This window comes from Occultella kanbiaonis, from assembly GCF_009708215.1.
In the GTDB taxonomy this organism is placed as follows: domain Bacteria; phylum Actinomycetota; class Actinomycetes; order Actinomycetales; family Beutenbergiaceae; genus Occultella; species Occultella kanbiaonis.
In genome coordinates this window covers 3079674-3101431 of sequence record NZ_CP046175.1, presented here as the reverse complement: position 1 = coordinate 3101431, position 21758 = coordinate 3079674, and the positions used below count along the sequence as shown (strand labels likewise).

Here is a 21758-nt window from a genome sequence, read left to right as displayed (position 1 = left end):
GGCCTCGGCACTTCAGGCGGAGGCCGTCCACGCCGACGGCGAACAAGGCTGGTCGCCATGATGATCCGCACCGCACTTCCTGTCCTGATCGCGCCCCTCATGCTGACCTGGGCCGCAGCCCGCGGCTTCGGCGCCGACACACCGCATCCCCTCGCCGACCCGGGCGACAACTTCGGCGGCGCACTCGCACCGTTCGGCGATACCGCCGGTGGCATCTGGAGCGTGCTCGTCGCGGGCGCCTTCCTGGCAGGGTTCGCCGCCGTTGTGGGCGACGCCGACCGGCGATGGCCGGCGCGCCGTGTCGTGGTGGGTGCCGCCGCGATCCTCGGGCTGCTGACCCTCGACCACACCCTGTTGATGCTGCTCGGCTATCTGCCGATGCTCATCGGGAGGTTGATCGCCGGCAACACCGATGCGGTGGCCGATCTCGCCTCGCCGGGCCTCGGCGTGCAGGTGTCGGTCGCCGTCGGTGTCGTGGCGCTGCTGCTCGCGGTGCGGCGGCGGGCACCCGCCGAACCGCCCGCCGACGTCCGGTCCGCGCTGGCTGCGGCCACCGCGCGGAACCGCCGGTGGACCATGATCGCCATGGAGGCGCCGCTGGTGTACGCGGCGAGCCGGCTCCTGATGTTCGTCGAGGCACCGGGCTTCGGTGGGTTCGACGAGATGACCCGGCTCGCTGGGCTGGGCCTGGCCTTCGCCTCGATCACGGGCGCGATCCTGACCTGGGGACTCATGCGCCCCTGGGGTGAGCGGTTCCCACGCTGGATGGTGGGACTCGCGGGGCGCCGGGTACCCGTGGACCTCGCCGTGATCCCGGCGATGGCCGTCGCCGGTCTGGTGCTGGCCGCGTCGCGAGCCGTCCTGATCGGCATGCTCGAGGCCCCCGTTGGGGCCTGGGACCGGGTCCTCGGGTCTCCATTGGTGTCGCTACCGCACCTGCTCTGGCCGTTGTGGGGTGTGTCGCTGGCGTTCGCCGCGCTGTCCTACCAACGCCGTCGGCGGCTCTCCGACCTGCTGTCGCGGTCGGCCGCGGTGACGACCGACCACGACACCGGTGCTCACAGGCGTTCGGCGGGGGTGACCTCTTGAGTGTGGACGAGGACGTCGAACCAATCCCGGAGCGTGCCGCCGTGGGCGACGGACTCGCTTCCGTACTCGGGCAGGCCCCGGGTCGTCAGCGGGGCATCGAGCCAGTCGCGCACCGGCCGTGGGACGTGTCGGTCGAGCCTGAGCACGAACTGGGCGTACCTGACGTCGGCGAGCGGCTGCTCGAACCAGCCAGGAGTCGCCGGCGGCAACTCGATCGTCGCGCCGGCGTCGGTGAGGTAGGTGCCGTGGTCGAAGGTGAACCCGATGGTCACATAGCCTCGCCCGTACCAGTCCTCGAGGTGGGACCCGGCACTTGCCAGGGTCATGTCCGGCTCACCCGGCTCGGTGATCGTCAGCTGCGGGGCGTCGGCGACGTGCGCCGACACCGCCCAGTAGATGGTGCGGGCCCCCGTGTGCTGCTGCCACCAGCGAACGTTCTCCGCGGCTCGGGCGTCCCGGTAGTCCGGAATCTCGCCCCACGCCAGACTGAAGCCCTCATACCAGGAGTGGATCTGCCGGGCGTGGTGCGCGGCGAGGTCGTGTCCGTCGCTGGCTCCGATCGCCTCGACGAGGCTCTCGACCGCGGCTGCGGCCTCCACGTAGGGCGCCTTGTCCACGATCGCGAGGTACTCGCCCAGGTGGGTGCCGATGTCGACGTCCGGGTCCGGTCGCACCCACTCGAAGTGCCTCAGGAGTTCGGCCATCCGGTCGGGTGCGTTGGCGGCGACGTAGGCCTCGACAGCGTCGTAGGCGGCCTGGCCGGTCGCGAAGTACTCGGATCCGGCCACCCGGACGTCGTCGGAGTGCGTGTCGTTGTAGTGGCGAAGCCACTCGAGCACGTCGCGCACCTCGGCGGTCTGCCAGATCCGCTCCTGCACGTCGAGCACGGCGTCGAGGTCGTCGCGGACGCCGAGCACATAGTCGTTGACGCTGAGGGCGAGCGTCCAGTCCATCTCGAACGCGATCGCCCGGACCCGTTCGTGGGTGACGAGGTGGCGCAGGTAACGGGCCTGCAGCGTGGTGACCTCGCCGATCGTGTGGCCGGGTTCGCCGAGCCCGATCACGTCCGCGCCGGCGGTGGCGCGAGCGATCGCCGTGAGATCGCGACCCGGTCGGTCCGGATCGTCGGGGACGGCGACGGCGTGACACTCGGCCCATCGCGTGACCGATGATGTCGATGTCGGCGGCGATGCGTGCGCGGGTACGGCCGGTGCGAGCAGGGCGAGCGCGAGCACGCCGGCGGCGAGGCCGAACGCGGTGCGGCGGATTTTCATGATGACCTCCTTGATCGATTCGTTGACGATCTACGCTCGCGCGTCCGGGGACCGACCGGGTACCGCGAGCCGCGACACTTCGCCTACGTCGTGTGACGTACGTCGATGCGGCCCGGACGCGGACCGGGCCGGCTTCGGCACTTCCGAGGAGAGGCTGATCGCGGGAGCATCACCTGGCGTGCTCGGGTACGTCGGGCGACGTAGCGGCGCTTACGTTCAACAGCCGACGCGGGCCGGCTGACGCGCCCATATCGTCAACGGATCTTCGCTGGTTCCCGCACTCCTGTCGAAAGGTGTGGCATGCAGATCGAGAGCGTCCACCGTGGCTCTGACTCGCCCTATGTGGACCGGGTCTGGCGCGGTCGCACCTGCGGTGTCGGGACCATGACCTCGGTCGCGACGTCGACCTGGGAGCTCGTGTTCTGGGAGGACGAGGGTGTGGTCCATGCCGCCGTCCGGGGCCCGGAGACGACCGCTTCCACGGTACCGATCGCCGGCGACTCCGAGGCATTCGGGATCACGTTCGCGCACGGGACGTCCATGCCGCACCTGCCGATCGCCGGCCTCGTCGACAGCGAGCTGGAGAGCCCGCGCGTCACCGGGCGCACGTTCGAGCTGCGGGACGAGGCGTGGGAGATCCCCGACCTCGACGATGCCGAGCTCCTGGTCCGCAAGCTGGTCGGCGCCGGTGTGCTCGTCCGGGACCCGCTCGTGGACGAGGTGGTGTGGGGCGGCATCGCGAAGGTGGGCTCGCGGTCGGTGCAACGCCGGGTGGCCGCGGCGACCGGGCTCACCCAGGGGGCGATCCGGCAGATCCACCGGGCGCGGGAAGCGGCCGTGCTGCTCGGCGAGGGCGCCGCACCACTCGACGCCGTGCACCGGCTCGGCTACTACGACCAGCCGCATCTGGCGCGGTCGCTACAGCGGTTCATCGGCCGCACCGCTACCCAGCTCCAGCAGCGCGACGCCGCCGCCGAGCCGATGTCGCTCCTGTACAAGCCACGGGACCCGGTGGATTCCTAACGTCAACTCATCGCGGTGATCGACACCGCGAATCCCAACAATGAGGAGAAGCATCAATGTCCGACGGCACTGTCACCTCGGTCGACGGCACCACCATCGCCTACACGGCGTGGGGTGACGGCGATCCGATCGTCATCATCGACGGCGCGACCGCCTACCGCGCCAGCACCCCCGAGAACGAGAGGACGGCGGACCTGCTCGCCGAGGAGTTCCTCGTCATCAACTACGACCGCCGCGGACGCGGCGAGAGCGGCGACAAGCTGCCCTACGCCGTCGGGCGTGAGTTCGAAGACCTCGCAGCGATCATCGACCAGGCCGGCCACGGCCGTCCGGCGACGGTGTTCGGCTGGTCGTCCGGAGGCAACCTGGCCCTGAACGCCGCCCAGTCCGGCGTCCCGATCGCGCGGCTGGCGGTGTTCGAGGCGAACGCCGTGACCGACGACTCACGGCCGCCGCTGCCTCCGGACTACGTCGAGCGCCTCGAGGCTGCCGTGGCCGACGGCAGGCCGGGCGATGCCGTTGCCCTGTTCATGACCGCGGCCGTGATGATGCCGGAGGAGATGGTCGCCGGGATGCGGGACGAGGACTTCTGGCCAGGCCTCGAGGCGATCGCCCCGACGATCGCCTACGACGGCCGTCAGGTCGGCGACGCCATGTCCGGCAGGCCGTTGCGTGCCGATCTCTGGGACCGGGTCGAGGTACCCGTGCTGGCCATGCACGGCATCGACACCTGGCCGTTCCTCGCCGACGCGGCGCGGGCGATCGCCGCGCACCTGCCCACCGCGACCCTCAAGCCGGTGCCCGGTGAGGAACACAGCACCACCCCCGAGGTGCTCGCCGACGCGCTACGCACCTTCATCGAGGAGAACTGACGTGGGCACGATCGTCGTCGCAGGAGCGACCGGCCGCGTCGGATCGGCCACGGCGAGAAGCCTGCTCGCCGCGGGTGCGCACGTTCGAGTCCTGGTTCGCCGTCAGGCCGATGCCGAGGCCTGGCAGGCACGGGGTGCCGAAGCGCGTGTGGTCACCCTCGATGACCGGGCCGGCCTGGGCGAAGCGCTCGACGGCTGCTCGGGACTCTTCGTGCTGCTGCCGTTCGACCTGACCGTCGACGACCTCGACGTGCACGCCGATCGGTTGATCGACTCGATCGCCGGTGCGGTCGCCGACCGACAGGTGCCGCATGTGGTCATGCTCTCCTCCGGCGGGGCCGATCTGGCCGAAGGAACCGGGCCGATCACCGGACTGCACCGATTGGAGCAGGCGCTGCTCGCGACCGGAACGACCCTGACGGCCCTGCGTCCCGGCCACTTCCAGGAGAAGGTCACCGACCTGATCGAGGTCGCACGCGGGAGCGGTGTCTACCCGGTGTTCGCAGCATCCGCCGACGTTGCGCAGCCGATGGTCGCCACCCAGGACATCGGGGCCGTCGCCGCCGACGCACTCCTCTCGCCGCCTGCCGCGAGCGAAGCGGTCGACATCATCGGCCCCGCGTACACCGAGCGCGCGGTCGCCGTTGCGCTCGGTGCGGCGCTCGGCCGGCAGCTCCACGTCGCCACGCTTCCCGATGAGGCCTGGGCCGGCGCACTGGAGGACGCGGGCTTGCGCCCGCACATCGCAACGAGCGTCGCCGACCTCTATCGCGCCGACGAGCAAGGGCTGCTGGCACCGCGAGGGGACCGGAGCGTCGAGGTGCACACCGGCTTCGACGCCACCCTCGACCGGCTCCTCGACACAGTGGGTTCCGGCGACAGGATCAAGGAGAACTGACATGGGCAAGATCGTGATCACCGAGTTCATCTCCATCGACGGAGTCGTGGAGGCACCCGGAGGCGAGGACTTCAAGTACCCGGACTGGAGCTTCATGGTGGACCGCGGCGCCGAGGGCGAGCGGTTCAAGGAGGTCGAAGCGCTCCAGTCCGCTGCGCTGCTTCTCGGTCGCAAGACCTACGAGGGGTTCGCCCAGGCCTGGCCGCAGTACGAGGGCGAGCTCGCCGACAAGTACAACAGCATGCCGAAGTACGTCGTCTCCAGCACCCTCACCGACCCGACGTGGACCAACACGACCGTGCTCTCGGGCGACCTCGTCGAGGACGTGTCCCGGCTCAGGACGGAGGTCGACGGCGAGATCTCCGTGGCCGGAAGCATCCAGCTGGCCCAGGGCCTGCTCGCGCACGACCTGGTGGACGAGATCCACCTGATGGTCTCGCCGGTCATCCTCGGGTTCGGCCGGACCCTGTGGACGCAGACACCCGACAAGAGCACCTGGAGGCTGACCGAGGCGACGACGTACGGCGACGGCGTGCTGGTCACCATCCACCAGCGCATCCGGTGACGGCCATGACTGCGATCGACCTGCAGACCGCGACCCTCGACGTCACCGACACCGGCGGCGAGGGACCCGCGCTGGTGCTTCTGCACGGGCCACTCCTGGACGCCAGCATCTGGGCCGGGGTGATCGAGCGGCTGCCGGACATGCGGTGCATCGCCCCGACCCTGCCGCTCGGGGCACACCGCCGACCGGCACCCGGGAACGACCTGACCAACGAGTCACTGACCCGGCTCGTGGCGGACCTGCTCGTCGCGCTCGACCTGCATGACGTGACGCTGGTGCTCAACGACTGGGGTGGCGCGCAGATCATCGTCGAGCTGGGCCTCGCCGATCGGGTCAGCCGGCTTGCCCTGGTCGCCTGTGAGGCGTTCGACAACGTGCCCGCCGGGCAACCGGGGCGCATGCTGGCGCGAATGGCCAGGATCCCCGGTGGGCTCGCCGTCCAGGGGCAGCTGACGAAGGTGCGGGCGGTGCGGCGCCGGCTCGCCGCCTCGATGGCCGCCCATCCCATCCCGGACGAACGCATGCGTCGATGGTTCGAACCCTCACGCGAGGCGGGCATCCGCGAGGACCTGCGCCGGTTCAGCGCCCGGTTCCCGATCCCCGCCACTCGGGACTGGTCCAACGGACTGGCCGCGTTCACCGGTCCCGCCCTCGTGGCGTGGGCCGAGGACGACCGCATGATGCCCGCCGAGCACGGCCCGCGCCTGGCGGACCTGTTGCCCGACGCCGAGCTCGTGCGCATCCCGGACGCGGCGACCCTCGTGCCGCTCGATCAGCCGGACCTGCTGGCCCGTCACCTGCGAGAGCTGGTGCATCGCCCCGTGCAGCCCGCGCCATGAGAGGCCCCCACGGGTCGGAGGCTGGTCAGGAATCGAGAAGCACCGGCCACTGGCGCCGACCTAGCGTGGTGGAAACGCCAGATCGCCACCTCGTCGGTTGATTCGGCGCTCCGGCCCAGTCGACCAGAACAGGTGAATCCGATGAGCTCCATCACGTCCCTGACCCTCGAGTCCACCGACCCGCCGGCAACGGCCGCCGTGTGTGACGCCCTCGGCGTGAGCGAGCGGATCGGCGTGCGCGCCGGTGGCGCGCCGAGCCAGGGCTTCCGCGGGTACTCCATCTCCCTGGTGACCGCGCAGCCGGGCAACGTCGACGCGCTGGTGAGCGCCGCCGTCGACGCCGGTGCGAGGGTGCTCAAGCCGGCAGAGAAGTCCTTCTGGGGCTATGGCGCCATCCTCGAGTCGCCCGACGGTGCGATCTGGAAGTTCGCGAGCTCGGCGAAGAAGGACACGGGTCCGGCTGCCCCCGCGTTCGATGAGATCGTGCTTCTGCTCGGTGTCGCCGACGTGAAGGCGAGCAAGCGTTCCTACGTGGAGCACGGATTCGAGGCGACCCGCAGCTTCGGCGGCAAGTACGCGGAGTTCGGCTCGGCCTCGGGTGGGATCACGCTGGCCCTGTACCCGCGCAAGTCGGCGGCAAAGGAGGTCGGCCGGTCCCCGGAAGGCTCGGGGTCCCACCGGCTGGCGATCGGGACCGATGCGGACCCGTTCACCGACGCGGACGGGTACGAGTGGGAGGCCGTGCCGCAACGCGTTGCCTGACGCTGGCGCGCAGAGCGTACGGTTCTAGCGTCCGCCGCCGAGGTTGCGGTGGCGTTGTTGCGTGCCTCCCACGCCGTAGGGATAGTCCTCGATGTCTGGGGCACTTGCGGCGGTGAGTCGATCGAGTTGCTCGGCGGTCAGGGCAAGCGTGGCGGCGGCCATGTTGTCGCCGAGCTGTTCGAGCGTTCGGGCGCCGAGGATGACCGACGTCACCCCGGGCTGTGCGGCGACCCAAGCCAGTGACACTTGCGACGGTGTCACCCCGTGCTCGTCGGCCACGGCGGTGACCGCGTCGATGACCCGCCAGGTGCGCTCGTCAGCGTTGCGCTTGTCCCAGGCCTCCATTCCGCGGTTCGGGTTCTCGCCGAGACGCGTCGCACCGCTGGGCGTCTGATCACGGCGATACTTCCCGCTGAGCCAGCCACCACCGAGCGGTGACCACGGCAACAGGCCGATGCCGGCGTCGAGGGCGGCCGGAACGATCTCGAGCTCGATCCCTCTGACGAGGAGGTTGTATTGCGGTTGGAGCGTCACGGGCAGCGCCCAGCCCTGCGCTCGCGCGATGTGGACGGCCTTGGTGAGCTGCCAGCCGGTGAAGTTCGAGAACCCGTAGTAGTCGATCTTGCCGGCCGTGACGGCGTCGTCGAGGAACCGCAGCGTCTCGTCCACGGGGGTGATCGCGTCCCATGCGTGCAGCTGGTAGAGATCGACGTGATCGACGCCGAGCCGGCGCAGCGAGGCGTCGAGGGCGGCTCGAAGATGGCGCCGGGAGGTTCCGAGGTCGTTGGGGCCCACGCCCGTGGGGAAGCGCCCCTTGGTCGCGAGCACGAGCTGGTTGGCCTCGGTGGGGTGGGTGGCCAGCCACCGGCCGATGACCTCCTCACTGACCCCGGCGCTGTAGACGTCGGCGGTGTCGATGAAGTTGCCACCCGCGGCGACGTAGGCGTCGAGCAGTGCGTGCGACGTGGCCTCGTCGGCCTCGGCGCCGAATGTCATCGTGCCGAGCGCTTGGGTGGAGACGGCAGCACCGCTGCGGCCGAGGGTGCGGTAGGTGACGGAGTCCTGAGTCATGACACGTTCTCCTGGTGCTGGATGGTGGGTGGTGCTCGCTGACGACTGGCGTTGCGGGCACCCTGACGTGGGACGGCCGCTACGGAACGAGGTGCCCGGAGGCGCGGAACAGCTCGTACCACTCGGCCCGGGTCAGCGGGATCTCGGAACCTTGCGCGGCGCCTGCGACACGCTCGGGGTTCGTCGTCCCGAGCACGACCTGCATCTGGGCCGGGTGGCGGGTGATCCACGCCGTCGCGATCGCGATCGGCGGGACGTCGTAGCGGGCGGCGAGGCGGTCGATCACGGCGTTGAGTTCCGGGTGGTCGGGCGAGCCGAGGAACACACCGTTGAAGAAGCCGGCCTGGAACGGGGACCACGCCTGGATCGTGATGTCGTGGAGGCGGCAGTAGTCGAGGATGCCGCCGCCGTCGCGAGTGACGGACTGCTGCTCGGCGAGCATGTTCGCGGCGACGCCCTGGGCGATGATGGGCTCGTGCGTGATCGACAGTTGCAGTTGGTTGGCAACGATCGGCTGGCGCACGTACTTGCGTAGCAGGTCGATCTGCCGCGGCGTCTGGTTCGACACACCGAAGGCACGCACCTTGCCGGAGGACTGGAGCTCGTCGAACGCCCGGGCGACCTCTTCCGGTTCGACGAGTGCATCGGGGCGGTGCAGCAGCAGGATGTCGATGTGGTCGGTCTGCAGGGCTGCGAGGGACCCGTCGACGGACTCGATGAGGTGTTCGTAGGAGAAGTCGAAGTAGGGACCTTCCCGTACGATTCCCGCCTTCGTCTGGATGGTGATCTCGTCGCGCTGCGACGGGGTCAGTTGCATCGCCTCGGCGAAGCGGCGCTCGCACCCGTGCAGATCGTTGCCGTAGACGTCGGCGTGGTCGAAGAAGTCGATGCCGGCGTCGCGGGCGGTGCCGACCAGTTCACGCACCTCCTCGTCGGTCTTGTCGGCGATGCGCATCAGGCCGAGCACGACGTTGGGAGCGACGATCTCGGTCCCCGGCAGAGTGAGAGTCTTCACGAAGGATGTCCTTTCAGAGGGGTTGTGCTGTGGCGCGGCGAAGGGTCAGTCGATGCTCGACAGGGCGGCGAGTTCGTCGGCGTCCAGAACCAGTTCGCTGGCCTGGACCGAGTCGGTGATGCTGGTGGGGCGGGAGGCGCCTGGGATGGGGATGACGACCGGCGCCAGAGACAGTTCCCATGCGAGCGCGATCTGCTGGGGGCTCACCCCGTGCGCGTCCGCGACGGACTGGACCGCCGTGTGGCGCTCGCCCACCGCGGCCGCGCGGCTGATGCCGCCCAGCGGCGACCAGGGCAGGAACGCGACGCCGAGAGCAGCGCAGTGGTCGAGTTCAACCAGGCTGGAGCGGAAGGCCGGCGAGAACTGGTTCTGGACCGAGACCAGACGCCCTCCGAGCACCTCGTTGGCCTCGTCGATCTGAGCGATGGTGGCGTTCGAGATGCCCGCCATCATGATCACGCCCTCATCGAGGAGCTCGCGAAGCGCGCCGATCGAGTCCGCGTAGGGGACGTCGGGGTCGGGCCGGTGGAACTGGTAGAGACCGATCGCCTCGACGCCGAGCCGGCCCGCTGACGTTCTGGCCGCCTCCTTCAGGTGGTCCGGCCGACCGTTCAGGGTCCAGGTGCCGTCACCGGGGCGCACGTGCCCGCCCTTGGTCGCAACGAGCACCTCATCGGCCGATCGGGGGTAGCTGCGCAGCGCTCGGGCGATGAGCTCTTCGTTGTGGCCGACCTCGCCGGCATCACGGTGGTAGGCGTCGGCGGTGTCGATGAGCGTGACGCCGGCGTCGAGGGCTGCGTGGATCGTTGCGATCGACCGGGCCGCATCGGGTCGCCCTTCGATCGACATCGGCATGCCGCCGAGTCCGATCGCGCTGACGGAGTGCGTGCCCAGGTTTCGTTGCTGCAAGACGTGCCCTTCGTTCGATGCCTTGTACATCTACGCTAGGGAGCGACAGGGTAGAAGTAAAACAACTAGTTGTGATGCGATTCAGAAAGGACATCGATCAATGGATCTCAGGCAGATGGAATACGTCGTCGCCCTCGCGGATGAACAGCAGTTCACCCGCGCAGCGGCTGTCTGCCGTGTCTCGCAGTCGGGTCTGTCCGCCGCGATCCGCAACCTCGAGGACGAGCTCGGCACACCGCTCTTCACCCGTACCACCCGCCGCGTGGATCCCACGGATGCCGGGCTCGCTCTGCTGCCGTTCGCGCGGGCGACGCTCGCACAGGCGGCCGCGGGCCGCGACGCCGTCGTGCGTGCGACCCATTCGCTCTCCGGCAGGCTGCATGTCGGTGCCGAGCAGTGCCTCGGCATCGTCGACGTGCCACCGCTGCTGGAGCGGTTCCATCGCCGGTACCCGCTCGTCGACATCAACTTCACCCAGGCCGGCTCGCATGACCTCGTCTCGCAGGTCCGCACAGGCGAGCTGGACGTCGCGTTCGTTGCCACGACCGAGCACCTGGCCACCGCCCACAGTGCGGAGCTCGGGCGGCGGCCGGTGGTACTGCTGGTACCACCGGGGCATCCCCTCGGGGTCACCGGGGGCGTGGAATGGGCCGAGTTACGCGATCACGAGTTCATCGACTTCCGCGAGTCGTGGGGGGTGCGATCCCTCAACGACGCGGCCTGCTCGGCACATGGGGTCTCGAGAAGAGTCCGGTGCACCGTCGATGACATCCACACGCTCCTCGACCTGATCCATCGCGGCCTCGGAATCGCGCTCGTACCGCAACATGTGGCGGAGAAGCCCCAAGCCGCCGGTCTCACAGTGGTCCACCTACCACGCGCGTCGACACCTGAGTGGGTCGTCTCCGTCGTCTCCGCCAATCAGGCCGATGCCTCAGCAGCAAGGCTGCTCGACCTGCTCGACCCAGCCCAAGGCTCGCCACAGGTGATCCCGGAGCCGGCCCAGCTGCGCGCTGAGGGCGCCTGACTCGCTCGGGGCCCAGCGGCAGGTCGCGAAGATCGCGGGCCCCGGAGTCGGCCAGGCGGCGGGCATGACGAGTCGACACCCCGAGGGGTGTTCGCTGGGTCCTCGATGGTGAGGAAGTCCCTGCCACAACTGATGATGTCCCAGAGCGGACGTGAGCTGTACGGTCGCAGCGACTCTGCGCGGGTGGCTCCCCGACCGGCGAGCTATGGTCAGGGCCCATGGACCTGCCCGCGTTCCTGGATCACGTACGCTCCGGTGCCCTCATCGAGGCGGGTTCGCCGGCGCACCTGCTGATGCACCGGGTCGCGCAGGATGCCCTCCGGATCGTCGCCGACCTCAACAGTGGCTACCACCCAGCCGACGAGGTGCAGGCCCTCCTCTCGGAACTGACCGGACGGGTGGTCGACGAGTCCGTCACCGTGTTCCCGCCGTTCTACTGCGAGTTCGGCAAGAACCTGACCCTCGGCAAGGACGTCTTCATCAACATGGGCTGCACCTTCCAGGACACGGGCGGGATCACGATCGGGGACGGGGCGCTGATCGGACACGGCTGCGCCCTGACCACGCTGAACCACGGCGTCGACCCGGCCCGGCGCGGGGACATGATCCCGGCGCCGGTCGTGATCGGCCGGAGCGTGTGGCTCGGCGCCAACGTCACGGTGGTGCCCGGCGTGACGATCGGGGACGGCGCCATCGTCGGGGCCGGAGCAGTGGTCACCAGGGACGTCCCCGCGAACACGATCGTCGCGGGGGTTCCGGCCAGGATGATCCGGGCGACCGGGTTCGACGCCTGACCGGCGCGGAGGTGAGCCACACCCAGCCTCCGGCCGTCCGCTCAACCAAGGCTCCGCCGTCGGCCATTTGCCCTGATCTGACGCGGAAGCGCCGCCGGCCCGAGCAACCTCGGTCCGACGGCGGGGGCCTCCGGCGGCCGACTTTCAGCTCGCCACCAGGGCGGTCACCTTTGCCAGTTCGTCGGCGTGCAGGTCGCGCTCGACCTCGAGGTCGTAGTCGGTCTGGATGTTGATCCAGAACCGGTCGTCGACGCCGAATGCCTTGGACAGGCGCAGGGCGGTGTCTGTGGTGATGGCGCGCTTGCCGCGAACGATCTCGCTGATCCGGGTCTGGGGGAGACCGGTGGCCTGGGCGAGGCGGTACTGCGTGATGCCCAGCGGCTCCAGGAACTCGGTCAGCAGGATCTCGCCGGGAGTGATCGGGTCGTGTGCCTTGGTTGTCGCAGTCATGATCGGTCTCCTCTCCTTGGTTGATCAGTGGTGGTCGGTGATCTCGACGTCGGCCGGGCCGGTATCGGTCCAGACGAGGCAGATCCGGTATTGGTCGTTGATGCGGATGGAGTGTTGGCCGGCACGGTCGCCGACCAGCTTCTCCAAGCGGTTGCCGGGTGGCACCCGCAGGCTGTTCAGTTCGGAGGCCGCGTTGAGGAGGCGGAGCTTCTTCTGCGCGGCGCGTTGCAGTTCGGGTCCGAGTGATCGGACGTGTTTCGCGGTTCCAGACCTTCTCCGTGTCGGTGTTCTTGAAGGACCGGATCACGGGACTGTACTAACGCGTGACGATACTAACGGCAAACGTTAGTGGGTGAGAGTAGGACTACTTCGACTGATGGGTGCTCCGAGCGTGCGATCGGCTGTCATGACGCTCGCGCTCGGCCGCAGGCCAACGAAGAACGACCCCTGACGCTGACAAACGGTGAAAGACGTTTGTGCAGGTCAGAGGCCGTTCTCGGCGACTACTGACAGAGGGTGAAAACCCTCGGATCAGATGTCGTAGTACAGCTCGAACTCGTGCGGGTGCGGGCGCAACCGCAGCGCGTCGACCTCGTTGGAGCGCTTGTAGTCGATCCACGTCTCGATCAGGTCGGGGGTGAACACGTCGCCCTCGGTGAGGAAGTCGTGGTCGGCCTCGAGCGCGTCCAGCACGGCGGGCAGCGAGTCCGGCACCTGGGCGATCTGCGCGTGCTCCTCGGGCGGCAGCTCGTACAGGTCCTTGTCGACCGGCTCCGGCGGCTCGATGCGGTTCTTGATGCCGTCGATGCCGGCCATCAGCATCGCGGAGAACGCGAGGTAGGGGTTGGACGACGGGTCCGGCACGCGGAACTCGACCCGCTTGGCCTTCGGCGAGGTGCCGGTGACCGGGATCCGGATGCACGCGGAGCGGTTGCGCGCCGAGTAGACCAGGTTGACCGGGGCCTCGAAGCCGGGGACCAGGCGGTGGTAGGAGTTCACCGACGGGTTCGTGAACGCCAGCAGCGACGGGGCGTGCTTGAGGAGCCCGCCGATGTACCAGCGGGCGATGTCGGACAGGCCGCCGTAGCCGCGCTCGTCGTAGAACAGCGGCTCGCCGTTCTTCCACAGGCTCTGGTGCGAGTGCATGCCGGAACCGTTGTCACCGAACAGCGGCTTGGGCATGAACGTGGCGGACTTGCCGGCCTCCCAGGCGACGTTCTTGACGACGTACTTGAACTTCATCACGTCGTCGGCGGCCGCGCGCAGGCTGTCGAAGCGGTAGTTGATCTCCTGCTGGCCGGCGGTGCCCACCTCGTGGTGCGCACGCTCGACCTCGAGGCCGACCTCCTGCAGCTGGGTGACCATCGAGTCGCGCAGGTCCGCCATCTGGTCGTTGGGGGAGACGGGGAAGTAGCCGCCCTTGAAGCGGGTCTTGTACCCCAGGTTGCCGCCCTCCTCCTCGCGGCCGGTGTTCCACGCGGCCTCGTTGGAGTTGAGGTAGTAGAAGGAGTGCTGCGCGCTGGTCGAGAAGCGCACGTCGTCGAAGATGTAGAACTCGGCCTCGGCGCCGAAGTAGACGGTGTCCGCGATGCCGGTGGAGGCGAGGTAGGCCTCGGCCTTGGCCGCGATGTTGCGCGGGTCGCGGGAGTAGGGCTCGTCGGTGAACGGGTCCACGATGGAGAAGTTGACCACCAGGGTCTTCTGCGCGCGGAACGGGTCCACGAACGCGCTGGAGACGTCTGGCACGAGCTTCATGTCCGACTCGTGGATGGCCTGGAAGCCACGGATCGAGGACCCGTCGAACATCAACCCCTCGGTGAAGGCGTCCTCGGTGAAGGCCTCGACCGGAATGTTGAAGTGCTGCATCACCCCCGGCAGGTCGCAGAACCGGACGTCGACGAACTTGACGCCCTGCTCCTTGGTGAAGGCAATGGCCTCCTCGGCAGTACTGAACATCCGTTGCTCCTTGGTCTAGGACACCCGTCCTGGGTTCGGACACACGGTAGGTGCGCGGCATTTCCCTACCGTGACCCGTATGTGTCCGCCATGTTAAACGCGACGCAACCTGCGCCGTCGGGCCGTCTCGTCCGGAGCCGCCGCGGGACTACGCTCTCGAAGTATGAGTGGTGGACCGGCCGGGACGAAAGGCAGAGCAACGCCCGACGGCGCAGCGAACGTCGCGAACGCGCCGCTCGGTCGGCGTCTGGTCGCCCTGGCGCTCGACTGGGCCCTCGCGAGCGTCATCAGCTACGCGTTCCTGGACTACCACCCGCTCGCCACGCTCGGCGTGTTCGCGTTGATGACGTATCTGCTCGTCGCGACCATCGGGTTCACGATCGGGCACCGGTTCCTCGGCATCGGGGTGCGCGGGATCGAGGGCGGGGCGCCCGGGCCGCTGCGCGCGGCCGTGCGGACGGTGGCGATCGGCCTGGTGCTGCCGCCGGTGATCACCGGGCCCGACGGGCGCGGGCTGCACGACATCTGGGCGAAGACCAGGATCGTTCGGCTCTGACCAGCCCGGGGGCGGCGCCTTACCCTTGCCGGATGGGCAACGAGGGCATGCGTGAGGTCTGGGCGTCCGGCTCCGCGGGCTGGGTGCGGCACCAGCGCATCTACGACGCCGCGTTCGCACCCTTCACGACGGCGGTGCTCGCCGCTGCGGAACTGGCTCCCGGTCAGCGCGTCCTCGACGTGGGCTGCGGCACCGGCACCCTGCTCGAGGCGGCGGCCGCTGCCGGTGCGCATCCGGTCGGCGTCGACATCTCCGACAACATGGTCGCCGCGGCCCGGCTCCGGGTGCCCGGAGCCTCGGTGATCGTCGCCGACGCGCAGGACGGCGACCTCTTCGCCGCTGCTCCGGGCGCCCCGTTCGACCGGGTCGTGTCCCGGTTCGGGGTGATGTTCTTCGCCGACCCGTGCGCCGCCTTCGCGAACCTGCGCACGGCCGCGGCGCCGGACGCCCGTCTGGCGTTCGTGTGCTGGCGCGAGGAGGAGCGGGATCTGTTCGAACTCGGTCTGCGCACGCTCCTGGCGAGGCTGGCGGACCCACCCGGCCCACCGCCGTCGGGCGTTCCGGGCCCGCTGGGCCTCGGCGAGGCCGCGCACGTGCGCCAGGTGCTCGCGGACGCGGGCTGGCGCGACGTGGCGGTCGAGCCGGTCGACGGCGTCTGCGACTACGGCGTGGACGGCAGCGACGGCGTGGCGGAGCGGCTGGCGATCGTGCTCGGCGGACAGACCGGACGAGCCCTGCGCGCCGAACTCGAACCTCGCCTCGGCGCCGCGGGCTGGGACACCGCGGTCGAGCAGGCACGAGCTGAGGTGCGCGAGCGGATGGTCGACGGTGTCGTCCGGTTCGTCGCGCGCGCCTGGCTGGTCACGGCGACCAACTGAGCCCTGGGTGGCGACCACCCGGACTCCGATTGGCTGACCCGTTCGCCAGACCAGACTCCGCCCGCGATGCGAACATGACCGGGTGACCAAGACCGGATTGCGGGTGGTGATCCTCGGCGCCGGTTTCGGTGGCCTGGAGGTGGCGTCGAAGCTCTCGGAGGCGCTCGGCGAGGACGTGGACACCACGCTCGTCGACCGTGCGGAGAGTTTCGTGTTCGGGTTCTCGAAACTCGATTTCATGTTCGGACGCACCAGCGCCGAGCGGGTCCAGCTGGCGTACGCGGACGTCGCCCATCCGGGCGTGCGGATGGTGCGCGCCGAGGTGGTCGGCATCGACCCGGTCGCGCGGACCGTGGCGCTGGACTCGGGGGAGACGCTGGCGGCGGACGTGCTCGTGGTGGCGCTCGGCGCGGACCTCGACCCGTCCGCGACGCCCGGCCTGGTCGAGGCGGGCCACGAGTTCTACACGGTGCCGGGCGCGATCGCCGCGCGTGATGCGCTCGACGCCTTCGACGGCGGCCGGGTGGTCATCGCCGTGACCTCGACCCCGTTCAAGTGCCCGCCCGCGCCGAGCGAGACCGCGCTGCTGGTGCACGACTTCCTGACCGAACGTGGCCTTCGCCGGCGCTCGAGTATCGATCTCGTGATGCCGCTGCCCAGGCCGATCCCGCCGTCGCCCCTGGCGTCGGAGGCGATCCTTGCCGCGTTCGAGGAGCGGGGGATCGGGTGGCACCCTGGCTCCCTGGTGCGCTCGCTGGATCCGGCGCGTCGGGTCGCGGTGCTCGGCGACGGCGAGGAGATCGGCTTCGACCTACTGCTCGCGGTGCCCAAGCACGTCGCGCCGCCGGTCGTGGTCGAGGCGGGGCTGACCGAGGACGGCTGGATCCCGGTGGACCCGAGGACTCTGCGGACGAAGTTCCCGGACGTGTTCGCGATCGGTGACGTGACGAGCGTGGGCACGCCCAAGGCGGGCGTGTTCTCGGAGGGCCAGGCGAGGGTGGTAGCCGCGCAGCTCATCGAGCGGGCCCGCGGCGCCACCTCCGACGCCGAATACGGCGGGCAGGGCATCTGCTACATGGAGTTCGGCGGCGGGCAGGTCGCGAAGGTCGACGTGACCTTCCTACCCGGGCAGGCGCCGTTCGGTGGGATGGACGGGCCGTCGCTGCCGAACGGCGTCGAGAAGCAGGAGTTCGGGGCGGACCGGGCGCGGCGGTGGTTCGGGCGGGACTGGGTACCGGTGGAGGCCGGGCGGTAGGGCCGGGCGCAGGTTGAGCCGGCTCAGCGCCCGCGCATCCCCTTGCGGTCCGGCCGTGCCTTGCGCGGGTCCACGCCCTTCGGGATCGGCAGCGTGTTCCGGTGCAGCGCGCGCAGCCGCTTGGAGACCTCGGCCACCTCGTTCTTGGTGAGTTTGCCCTTCTGCCGCTGCACCTTGCTGGCGATCTTCGGCAGCGGGATCTGACCCTCTTCCTGCCCGCACTCGAGCAGCACGAACGGCACGTTCGGGATCACGCGGGCGGTGCGGCGGCGCTCGTTCTCGAGCAGCTTCTTCACGCGGTGCGGGGGGCCCTCGGAGATCAGCACCACGCCCGGCTTGCCGACGGCGCGGAACACCATGTCCTGGGTCCGCGGGTCGATCACGACCGGCTCCTCCTCGATGTTCCAGCCGCGCCGGATCGTGCCCAATGCAGCCGAGACCGCGCCGGGCTCGCCCTCGATGCGCCGGTACGCCGTCGACTCGGCCCGCCGGGCGAGCAGGAACATCGCCCCGAGCAGCGAGAACGGCAGCGCCAGCACGGTGAAGTAGACCTGCTGGTTGAAGAGCACACCCAGCCCGAAGCCGACGGCGGTGCCGCCGACGATGATCAGCAGCAGCAGCCAGGTGATCGACGGCTGCGCCTCGCGGACCATCTTGTAGACGTCCCACAGCTGGTGGTACCAGCGCTTCTTCTTCGGTTTCGGGGCCGCCGCGTCGGGGGATGAGTTCTTCGCCATGATGGGGTCAAGCCTACCGGTCGCGCGAGGGAGCTCAGGGCGCCCCGACGGCGCTCACCGGTGCAGCAGCGAGGCGGCCTCCTGGCGGGCCGTGGTCGGTTCGGTCAGGTGCTGCAGGGCCTCGGGAACAGCCTCGCCGCGGCGGGCCATCGCCTGCCCCCACAACCGTCCGGCGCGGTAGGACGAGCGCACCAGCGGCCCGGCCATCACACCGAGGAAGCCGATGTCCTCGGCCTCCTCCGACAGCGCCACGAACTCCTCCGGCTTGACCCAGCGGTCCACCGGGTGGTGCCGCAGTGAGGGGCGCAGGTACTGGGTGATCGTGATCAGGTCGCAACCGGCGTCGTGCATGTCCTGCAGCGTGGACGCGGCCTCGTCGAACGTCTCGCCCATGCCCAGGATGATGTTGGACTTGGTCACGAACCCGGCGTCCCGGGCCATCCGGATCACCTCGAGCGAACGCTCGTACCGGAACCCGGGGCGGATCCGCTTGAACACCCGCGGCACCGTCTCCAGGTTGTGCGCGAGCACCTCCGGCCGTGAGGAGAACACCTCGGCGAGCTGGTCGGGGTCGGCGTTGAAGTCGGGGATCAGCAGCTCGACGCCGGTGCCGGGGTTGACCTGGTGGATCTGACGGACGGTCTCCGCGTAGAGCCAGGCGCCGCCGTCGTCCAGGTCGTCGCGGGCCACCCCGGTGACGGTCGCGTACTTCAGACCCATCGCCTGCACCGAGGCGGCGACCCGGCGCGGCTCGTCGGCGTCGAACGCGTCCGGCTTGCCGGTGTCGATCTGGCAGAAGTCACAGCGCCTGGTGCACTGGTTGCCGCCGATGAGGAACGTCGCCTCGCGATCCTCCCAGCACTCGAAGATGTTCGGACAGCCCGCTTCCTCGCAGACGGTGTTCAGGCCCTCGCGGCGCACCAACTGCTTCAGCTCGGTGTACTCCGGGCCCATGGTGGCGCGGGTCTTGATCCACTCGGGCTTCTTCTCGATCGGGACGGCGGAGTTGCGCGCCTCCACCCGAAGCATGCGTCGTCCCTCTGGCGCGATGGTCACCCGGTTCACCCGTTTCTGCATCGGTTCGATTGCTTCTCGCTCACACTACGACCCGCCGTCGGTCCGTGCCGCGTGCCGCGGGCGCGTGGTCCATCTAGTGGACGACGGCGGCCCTCGCGTCGGTCTGTTCGGTCACCGCGCCAGGGGCGACGGCGGCCCGCACCGCCGCGAGGTTCCGCGCCAGGTGCGGGGTGAGCAGGTCCGCGCACTCGGTGACGCTCACGTGCCGGCCGAGCAGCTGCGTGAGCGAGATCACACCGGTGTCCTCGATGCCGCACGGCACGATCGCGTCGAACGCGACCAGATCCGGGCAGGCGTTCACGGCGACGCCGTGCATCGTCACGCCCTTGGCCACGCGCACCCCGATCGCTGCGAGCTTGCGGTCCTGGCCGCCGTCGACCCCCAGGACCCAGACCCCGCTGCGCCCTTCGACGCGCGCGGCGGCGACGCCGAGCTCGGCGCACAGGTCAAGGATCGCCTGCTCGAGCACCCGGACGTAGGCGACCACGTCCACGGGCTCGACCAGCCGCACGATCGGATAGACCACCAGTTGCCCGGGTCCGTGCCAGGTGATCCGGCCGCCGCGGTCGACGTCGACCACCCGGGTGCCATCGGTGGGCCGGTCCCACTTCGCGGTGCGCTTGCCTGCCGTGTAGACGCTCGCGTGCTCGAGCAGCAGCATCTCGTCCGTGCCGCCGGCGACCACACGGTCGTGGATCGCCCGCTGCTGTGCCCAGGCCTCCTCGTAGTCCACGAGCTCGGTGCCCAGACCCCAGCGGTGCGTCAGCATGAGGACACCATACGACTCACGCGACCGGGCTCACTCAGACGGGCACCGATGGGTGGCGCCTGGTCCGTTCCTTGACGAGCGGCGCGGCGAACGGCCCGGCCTTGCTGGTGCAAGCCCCGGTCCGGACCAGACCCTCGGCGATCACCACACCCGCCGCCACGGGGTCGATGACCGGCACCGGCAGCAGCACCCGAAGACGCTCGTGCAGGGTCGTGAAGCCAGCGCAGCCGAGAACGATCACGTCCGCACCGCGGTCGAGTACACGCCGGCCGGCGGCCGCGAAGGCGGCCGCCGTTCGGTCCGGTTGCGCAGACACCTGGAGTACCCCGATGTCGGCAGCTTCCACGCCCACACAGCGCTCGGCCAACCCCGCTCCGTCGAGGCTCTGCTCGATCTGCGCGGCCACGCGCGACAGTGTGGTGACGACGCCGTACCGGTGGCCCACGAGCATCGCGTGCATCGCTCCGGCCTCGGTGATGTCGACGACGGGGACGCGCAGTAGTTCGCGCGCGCCTTCCCGGCCGTGCTCGCCGAACCCGGCCATCACCACGGCGTCCACGCTCGTGCCGACCTCGATGAGCAACTCCAACACTGCGGCAGCGCTGAGGAAACTGTCCAGGTAGCCCTCCGCGGACTCGGGGCCCCAGCGCGGCTGCATCGGAATGATCTCCGTGTCCTGAGCGGCGACGGCGGCCGCGCCGCGGCCGATCTCCACGGTCATCGCGGACGAGGTGTTGCAGTTGATGACGGCGATGCGCCGGTGCGGCAGCTGGGCGGCCTCAGCCTCGGGTGCTTCGTGCAACCCTCAGTCCGCCTGCGGATAGAGCGCGCGCCGGCTCCGGGCCGGCTCCTGATCGTCTTCGATCCCGATCAGCCGTGCCGGGTTGTCCGCGGTCATCCGGCGAATGTCCTCGAGCGGAAAGCCGAAGTCGAGAAGGATCGTGATCCAGGTGCGCATACCCTGTACCGCCGTTGGCAGGTTCCGGACGCCGTAGTCGGTGCAGAGCACCACCTGGTCCGCGCCCACCTGACGCAACGTCTCCAGGTACGTGGCCATCGGGCGGTTCATGCTGGGGATCTCGGCCCCACGGTCGATGTACTCGCGCTCGGCGTAGTAGTGCGTCAGCGGCGACGGCGTCGCGAAGACGTCCACGAGCGCGCCCTCGAGGAACACCCCTTGTGCGGCGAGGTCCTTCTGCTCGTCGACGCTCAGCTGCCCGCGGGCCGGGTGCGAGACGAGCACCTTGGCGATGTCATACTCCTGAGCCAGTTCGACGATGCGGAACACCTCGTCGTGGGAGACATGACCGGTGTTGAGGTAGACCTCGGGGCGTGCGGCGACGAGTTCGAGAATCTCGCCGAGCTCGTCGCTGATGTCACCCTCGGTCGGGATCCGGATCGCCCGGGAGAGCTCGTCCTTCGCGAACTTCGGGTACGCCTCATGCAACGGCACGCGTTTGCCGTCGACGATCGTCGACTCTCGGGATGCCTGGTGGTAGGTGCAGTGCGATCCGAAACTGATCATCCGACAACCGCCCTCGATGGCCAAGGCGGTCCTGATCGCGCGGGGGTTCATGCCGCCGTGCCCGGAGTTCATCAGGTAGGCGCCGTAGGTGCGGATGCCCGGGACGTGCCGGTTCACCATCCACGCGGTGCCTGACGAGCCACCGAACACGTCGTAGTAGACGAGCGCCCGCATGCCCGCCTGACGGGCCTCCAGGGCGACCTCGATCGGGTCGAGGTGCCCGGGGTTCGACGACAGTACCGGCCCGGCATGGACATGACTGTCGATCGCCCCGACCAGAAGCTCGTCGGGAAGTTCCATCGATCGGTTGTAGAAGCTCTCGGCACCTGTGCTCATCGAACACCTCTCTTGAAGTCAGGTCGGATGCGGTATACCGTACACGACATTCCACCGATGCCAACGAGTGTCGATCCAAGC

24 protein-coding genes are annotated in these 21758 nt (G+C 69.5%); 12 read left to right on the top strand and 12 right to left on the bottom strand.

Annotated features, from left to right (window positions below; all coding sequences use genetic code 11):
- The first annotated feature begins 57 nt into the window (after positions 1-57).
- A complete protein-coding gene (locus GKS42_RS14285; protein WP_154794428.1) occupies positions 58-1089 on the top strand; it encodes a hypothetical protein in 1032 nt (343 codons plus the stop codon).
- Here the strand turns inward: GKS42_RS14285 and GKS42_RS14280 are convergent.
- Entirely contained in the window at positions 1059-2363 is a 1305-nt protein-coding gene (locus GKS42_RS14280; protein ID WP_154794427.1) for an erythromycin esterase family protein, read from the bottom strand. The genes GKS42_RS14285 and GKS42_RS14280 overlap by 31 nt on opposite strands.
- 300 nt (positions 2364-2663) lie before the next feature.
- On the opposite strand from GKS42_RS14280, the gene GKS42_RS14275 reads away from it, so the two are divergent.
- The 6 genes from GKS42_RS14275 to GKS42_RS14250 all read left to right on the top strand — a co-directional run bounded on the left by GKS42_RS14275 (position 2664) and on the right by GKS42_RS14250 (position 7322).
- On the top strand, positions 2664-3386 hold the full coding sequence (locus tag GKS42_RS14275; RefSeq protein WP_154794426.1) for a helix-turn-helix domain-containing protein: 723 nt from the start codon (positions 2664-2666) through the stop codon (positions 3384-3386).
- A gap of 56 nt (positions 3387-3442) precedes the next feature.
- Positions 3443-4258, top strand: coding sequence for an alpha/beta fold hydrolase (locus GKS42_RS14270; protein WP_154794425.1), 816 nt, complete (start codon positions 3443-3445; stop codon positions 4256-4258).
- 1 nt (position 4259) lies between these two features.
- Positions 4260-5156 (top strand): NmrA family NAD(P)-binding protein, encoded by an 897-nt coding sequence (locus GKS42_RS14265; RefSeq protein ID WP_232847678.1) that lies wholly within the window; start codon positions 4260-4262, stop codon positions 5154-5156.
- Position 5157: 1 nt separating this feature from the next.
- Positions 5158-5721: a dihydrofolate reductase family protein gene (locus GKS42_RS14260; protein ID WP_154794424.1), complete on the top strand. Its 564-nt coding sequence runs from the start codon at positions 5158-5160 to the stop codon at positions 5719-5721.
- 5 nt (positions 5722-5726) lie between these two features.
- Positions 5727-6560 (top strand): alpha/beta fold hydrolase, encoded by an 834-nt coding sequence (locus GKS42_RS14255; protein WP_154794423.1) that lies wholly within the window; start codon positions 5727-5729, stop codon positions 6558-6560.
- A 141-nt stretch (positions 6561-6701) separates the two neighbouring features.
- Positions 6702-7322 carry a VOC family protein gene (locus GKS42_RS14250; RefSeq protein WP_154794422.1) on the top strand — a complete coding sequence of 207 codons (621 nt, stop codon included), beginning with the start codon at positions 6702-6704 and terminating at the stop codon, positions 7320-7322.
- 24 nt (positions 7323-7346) lie between these two features.
- Here the strand turns inward: GKS42_RS14250 and GKS42_RS14245 are convergent, their stop codons facing one another.
- The 3 genes from GKS42_RS14245 to GKS42_RS14235 all read right to left on the bottom strand — a co-directional run bounded on the left by GKS42_RS14245 (position 7347) and on the right by GKS42_RS14235 (position 10317).
- Positions 7347-8393: an aldo/keto reductase gene (locus GKS42_RS14245; protein ID WP_154794421.1), complete on the bottom strand. Its 1047-nt coding sequence runs from the start codon at positions 8391-8393 to the stop codon at positions 7347-7349.
- Positions 8394-8472: 79 nt separating this feature from the next.
- Positions 8473-9408, bottom strand: coding sequence for an aldo/keto reductase (locus GKS42_RS14240; RefSeq protein ID WP_154794420.1), 936 nt, complete (start codon positions 9406-9408; stop codon positions 8473-8475).
- Between the two features lie 45 nt (positions 9409-9453).
- Positions 9454-10317, bottom strand: coding sequence for an aldo/keto reductase (locus GKS42_RS14235; protein WP_154794419.1), 864 nt, complete (start codon positions 10315-10317; stop codon positions 9454-9456).
- A gap of 22 nt (positions 10318-10339) precedes the next feature.
- Between GKS42_RS14235 and GKS42_RS14230 the strand changes: the two genes are divergently transcribed.
- Both GKS42_RS14230 and GKS42_RS14225 read left to right on the top strand, forming a co-directional pair.
- Positions 10340-11344 carry a LysR family transcriptional regulator gene (locus tag GKS42_RS14230; protein ID WP_232847677.1) on the top strand — a complete coding sequence of 335 codons (1005 nt, stop codon included), beginning with the start codon at positions 10340-10342 and terminating at the stop codon, positions 11342-11344.
- Between the two features lie 218 nt (positions 11345-11562).
- Positions 11563-12138 carry a sugar O-acetyltransferase gene (locus GKS42_RS14225; protein WP_154794418.1) on the top strand — a complete coding sequence of 192 codons (576 nt, stop codon included), beginning with the start codon at positions 11563-11565 and terminating at the stop codon, positions 12136-12138.
- Positions 12139-12282: 144 nt separating this feature from the next.
- Here GKS42_RS14225 and GKS42_RS14220 read toward each other — a convergent pair whose 3' ends face one another.
- The 3 genes from GKS42_RS14220 to glnA all read right to left on the bottom strand — a co-directional run bounded on the left by GKS42_RS14220 (position 12283) and on the right by glnA (position 14544).
- On the bottom strand, positions 12283-12588 hold the full coding sequence (locus tag GKS42_RS14220) for a HigA family addiction module antitoxin (RefSeq protein ID WP_154794417.1): 306 nt from the start codon (positions 12586-12588) through the stop codon (positions 12283-12285).
- A 24-nt stretch (positions 12589-12612) separates the two neighbouring features.
- Positions 12613-12819, bottom strand: a complete 207-nt coding sequence (locus tag GKS42_RS14215) for a type II toxin-antitoxin system RelE/ParE family toxin (protein ID WP_290368059.1) — start codon at positions 12817-12819, stop codon at positions 12613-12615.
- 300 nt (positions 12820-13119) lie between these two features.
- Positions 13120-14544: a type I glutamate--ammonia ligase gene (glnA, locus tag GKS42_RS14210; RefSeq protein WP_154794416.1), complete on the bottom strand. Its 1425-nt coding sequence runs from the start codon at positions 14542-14544 to the stop codon at positions 13120-13122.
- A 163-nt stretch (positions 14545-14707) separates the two neighbouring features.
- On the opposite strand from glnA, the gene GKS42_RS14205 reads away from it, so the two are divergent.
- The 3 genes from GKS42_RS14205 to GKS42_RS14195 all read left to right on the top strand — a co-directional run bounded on the left by GKS42_RS14205 (position 14708) and on the right by GKS42_RS14195 (position 17233).
- Entirely contained in the window at positions 14708-15100 is a 393-nt protein-coding gene (locus tag GKS42_RS14205) for an RDD family protein (RefSeq protein ID WP_154794415.1), read from the top strand.
- A 32-nt stretch (positions 15101-15132) separates the two neighbouring features.
- Positions 15133-15978, top strand: coding sequence for a class I SAM-dependent methyltransferase (locus GKS42_RS14200; protein WP_154794414.1), 846 nt, complete (start codon positions 15133-15135; stop codon positions 15976-15978).
- Between the two features lie 82 nt (positions 15979-16060).
- A complete protein-coding gene (locus tag GKS42_RS14195) occupies positions 16061-17233 on the top strand; it encodes an NAD(P)/FAD-dependent oxidoreductase (protein WP_154794413.1) in 1173 nt (390 codons plus the stop codon).
- Positions 17234-17256: 23 nt separating this feature from the next.
- Here GKS42_RS14195 and GKS42_RS14190 read toward each other — a convergent pair whose 3' ends face one another.
- From GKS42_RS14190 to GKS42_RS14170, 5 genes are all read right to left on the bottom strand, one after another.
- Entirely contained in the window at positions 17257-17970 is a 714-nt protein-coding gene (locus GKS42_RS14190; RefSeq protein WP_154794412.1) for a DUF4191 domain-containing protein, read from the bottom strand.
- Positions 17971-18024: 54 nt separating this feature from the next.
- On the bottom strand, positions 18025-19026 hold the full coding sequence (gene lipA, locus GKS42_RS14185) for a lipoyl synthase (protein ID WP_154794411.1): 1002 nt from the start codon (positions 19024-19026) through the stop codon (positions 18025-18027).
- Positions 19027-19120: 94 nt separating this feature from the next.
- A complete protein-coding gene (gene lipB, locus GKS42_RS14180; protein WP_154794410.1) occupies positions 19121-19816 on the bottom strand; it encodes a lipoyl(octanoyl) transferase LipB in 696 nt (231 codons plus the stop codon).
- Between the two features lie 34 nt (positions 19817-19850).
- Entirely contained in the window at positions 19851-20618 is a 768-nt protein-coding gene (locus tag GKS42_RS14175) for an aspartate/glutamate racemase family protein (RefSeq protein WP_232847676.1), read from the bottom strand.
- Positions 20619-20621: 3 nt separating this feature from the next.
- Positions 20622-21677, bottom strand: a complete 1056-nt coding sequence (locus GKS42_RS14170; RefSeq protein WP_154794409.1) for a DUF6282 family protein — start codon at positions 21675-21677, stop codon at positions 20622-20624.
- Between the last annotated feature and the right edge of the window lie 81 nt (positions 21678-21758).

What these genes read in the sequence shown, in the direction of transcription:
- GKS42_RS14190 (WP_154794412.1), bottom strand. Translation starts at nt 17,970, where the DNA reads ATGGCGAAGAACTCATCCCCCGACGCGGCGGCCCCGAAACCGAAGAAG.
- GKS42_RS14220 (WP_154794417.1), bottom strand. Translation starts at nt 12,588, where the DNA reads ATGACTGCGACAACCAAGGCACACGACCCGATCACTCCCGGCGAGATC.
- lipB (WP_154794410.1), bottom strand. Translation starts at nt 19,816, where the DNA reads ATGCTGACGCACCGCTGGGGTCTGGGCACCGAGCTCGTGGACTACGAG.
- GKS42_RS14205 (WP_154794415.1), top strand. Translation starts at nt 14,708, where the DNA reads ATGAGTGGTGGACCGGCCGGGACGAAAGGCAGAGCAACGCCCGACGGC.
- GKS42_RS14255 (WP_154794423.1), top strand. Translation starts at nt 5,727, where the DNA reads ATGACTGCGATCGACCTGCAGACCGCGACCCTCGACGTCACCGACACC.
- GKS42_RS14250 (WP_154794422.1), top strand. Translation starts at nt 6,702, where the DNA reads ATGAGCTCCATCACGTCCCTGACCCTCGAGTCCACCGACCCGCCGGCA.
- GKS42_RS14245 (WP_154794421.1), bottom strand. Translation starts at nt 8,393, where the DNA reads ATGACTCAGGACTCCGTCACCTACCGCACCCTCGGCCGCAGCGGTGCT.
- GKS42_RS14280 (WP_154794427.1), bottom strand. Translation starts at nt 2,363, where the DNA reads ATGAAAATCCGCCGCACCGCGTTCGGCCTCGCCGCCGGCGTGCTCGCG.
- GKS42_RS14270 (WP_154794425.1), top strand. Translation starts at nt 3,443, where the DNA reads ATGTCCGACGGCACTGTCACCTCGGTCGACGGCACCACCATCGCCTAC.
- GKS42_RS14225 (WP_154794418.1), top strand. Translation starts at nt 11,563, where the DNA reads ATGGACCTGCCCGCGTTCCTGGATCACGTACGCTCCGGTGCCCTCATC.
- GKS42_RS14170 (WP_154794409.1), bottom strand. Translation starts at nt 21,677, where the DNA reads ATGAGCACAGGTGCCGAGAGCTTCTACAACCGATCGATGGAACTTCCC.
- glnA (WP_154794416.1), bottom strand. Translation starts at nt 14,544, where the DNA reads ATGTTCAGTACTGCCGAGGAGGCCATTGCCTTCACCAAGGAGCAGGGC.
- GKS42_RS14260 (WP_154794424.1), top strand. Translation starts at nt 5,158, where the DNA reads ATGGGCAAGATCGTGATCACCGAGTTCATCTCCATCGACGGAGTCGTG.
- GKS42_RS14285 (WP_154794428.1), top strand. Translation starts at nt 58, where the DNA reads ATGATGATCCGCACCGCACTTCCTGTCCTGATCGCGCCCCTCATGCTG.
- GKS42_RS14200 (WP_154794414.1), top strand. Translation starts at nt 15,133, where the DNA reads ATGGGCAACGAGGGCATGCGTGAGGTCTGGGCGTCCGGCTCCGCGGGC.
- GKS42_RS14275 (WP_154794426.1), top strand. Translation starts at nt 2,664, where the DNA reads ATGCAGATCGAGAGCGTCCACCGTGGCTCTGACTCGCCCTATGTGGAC.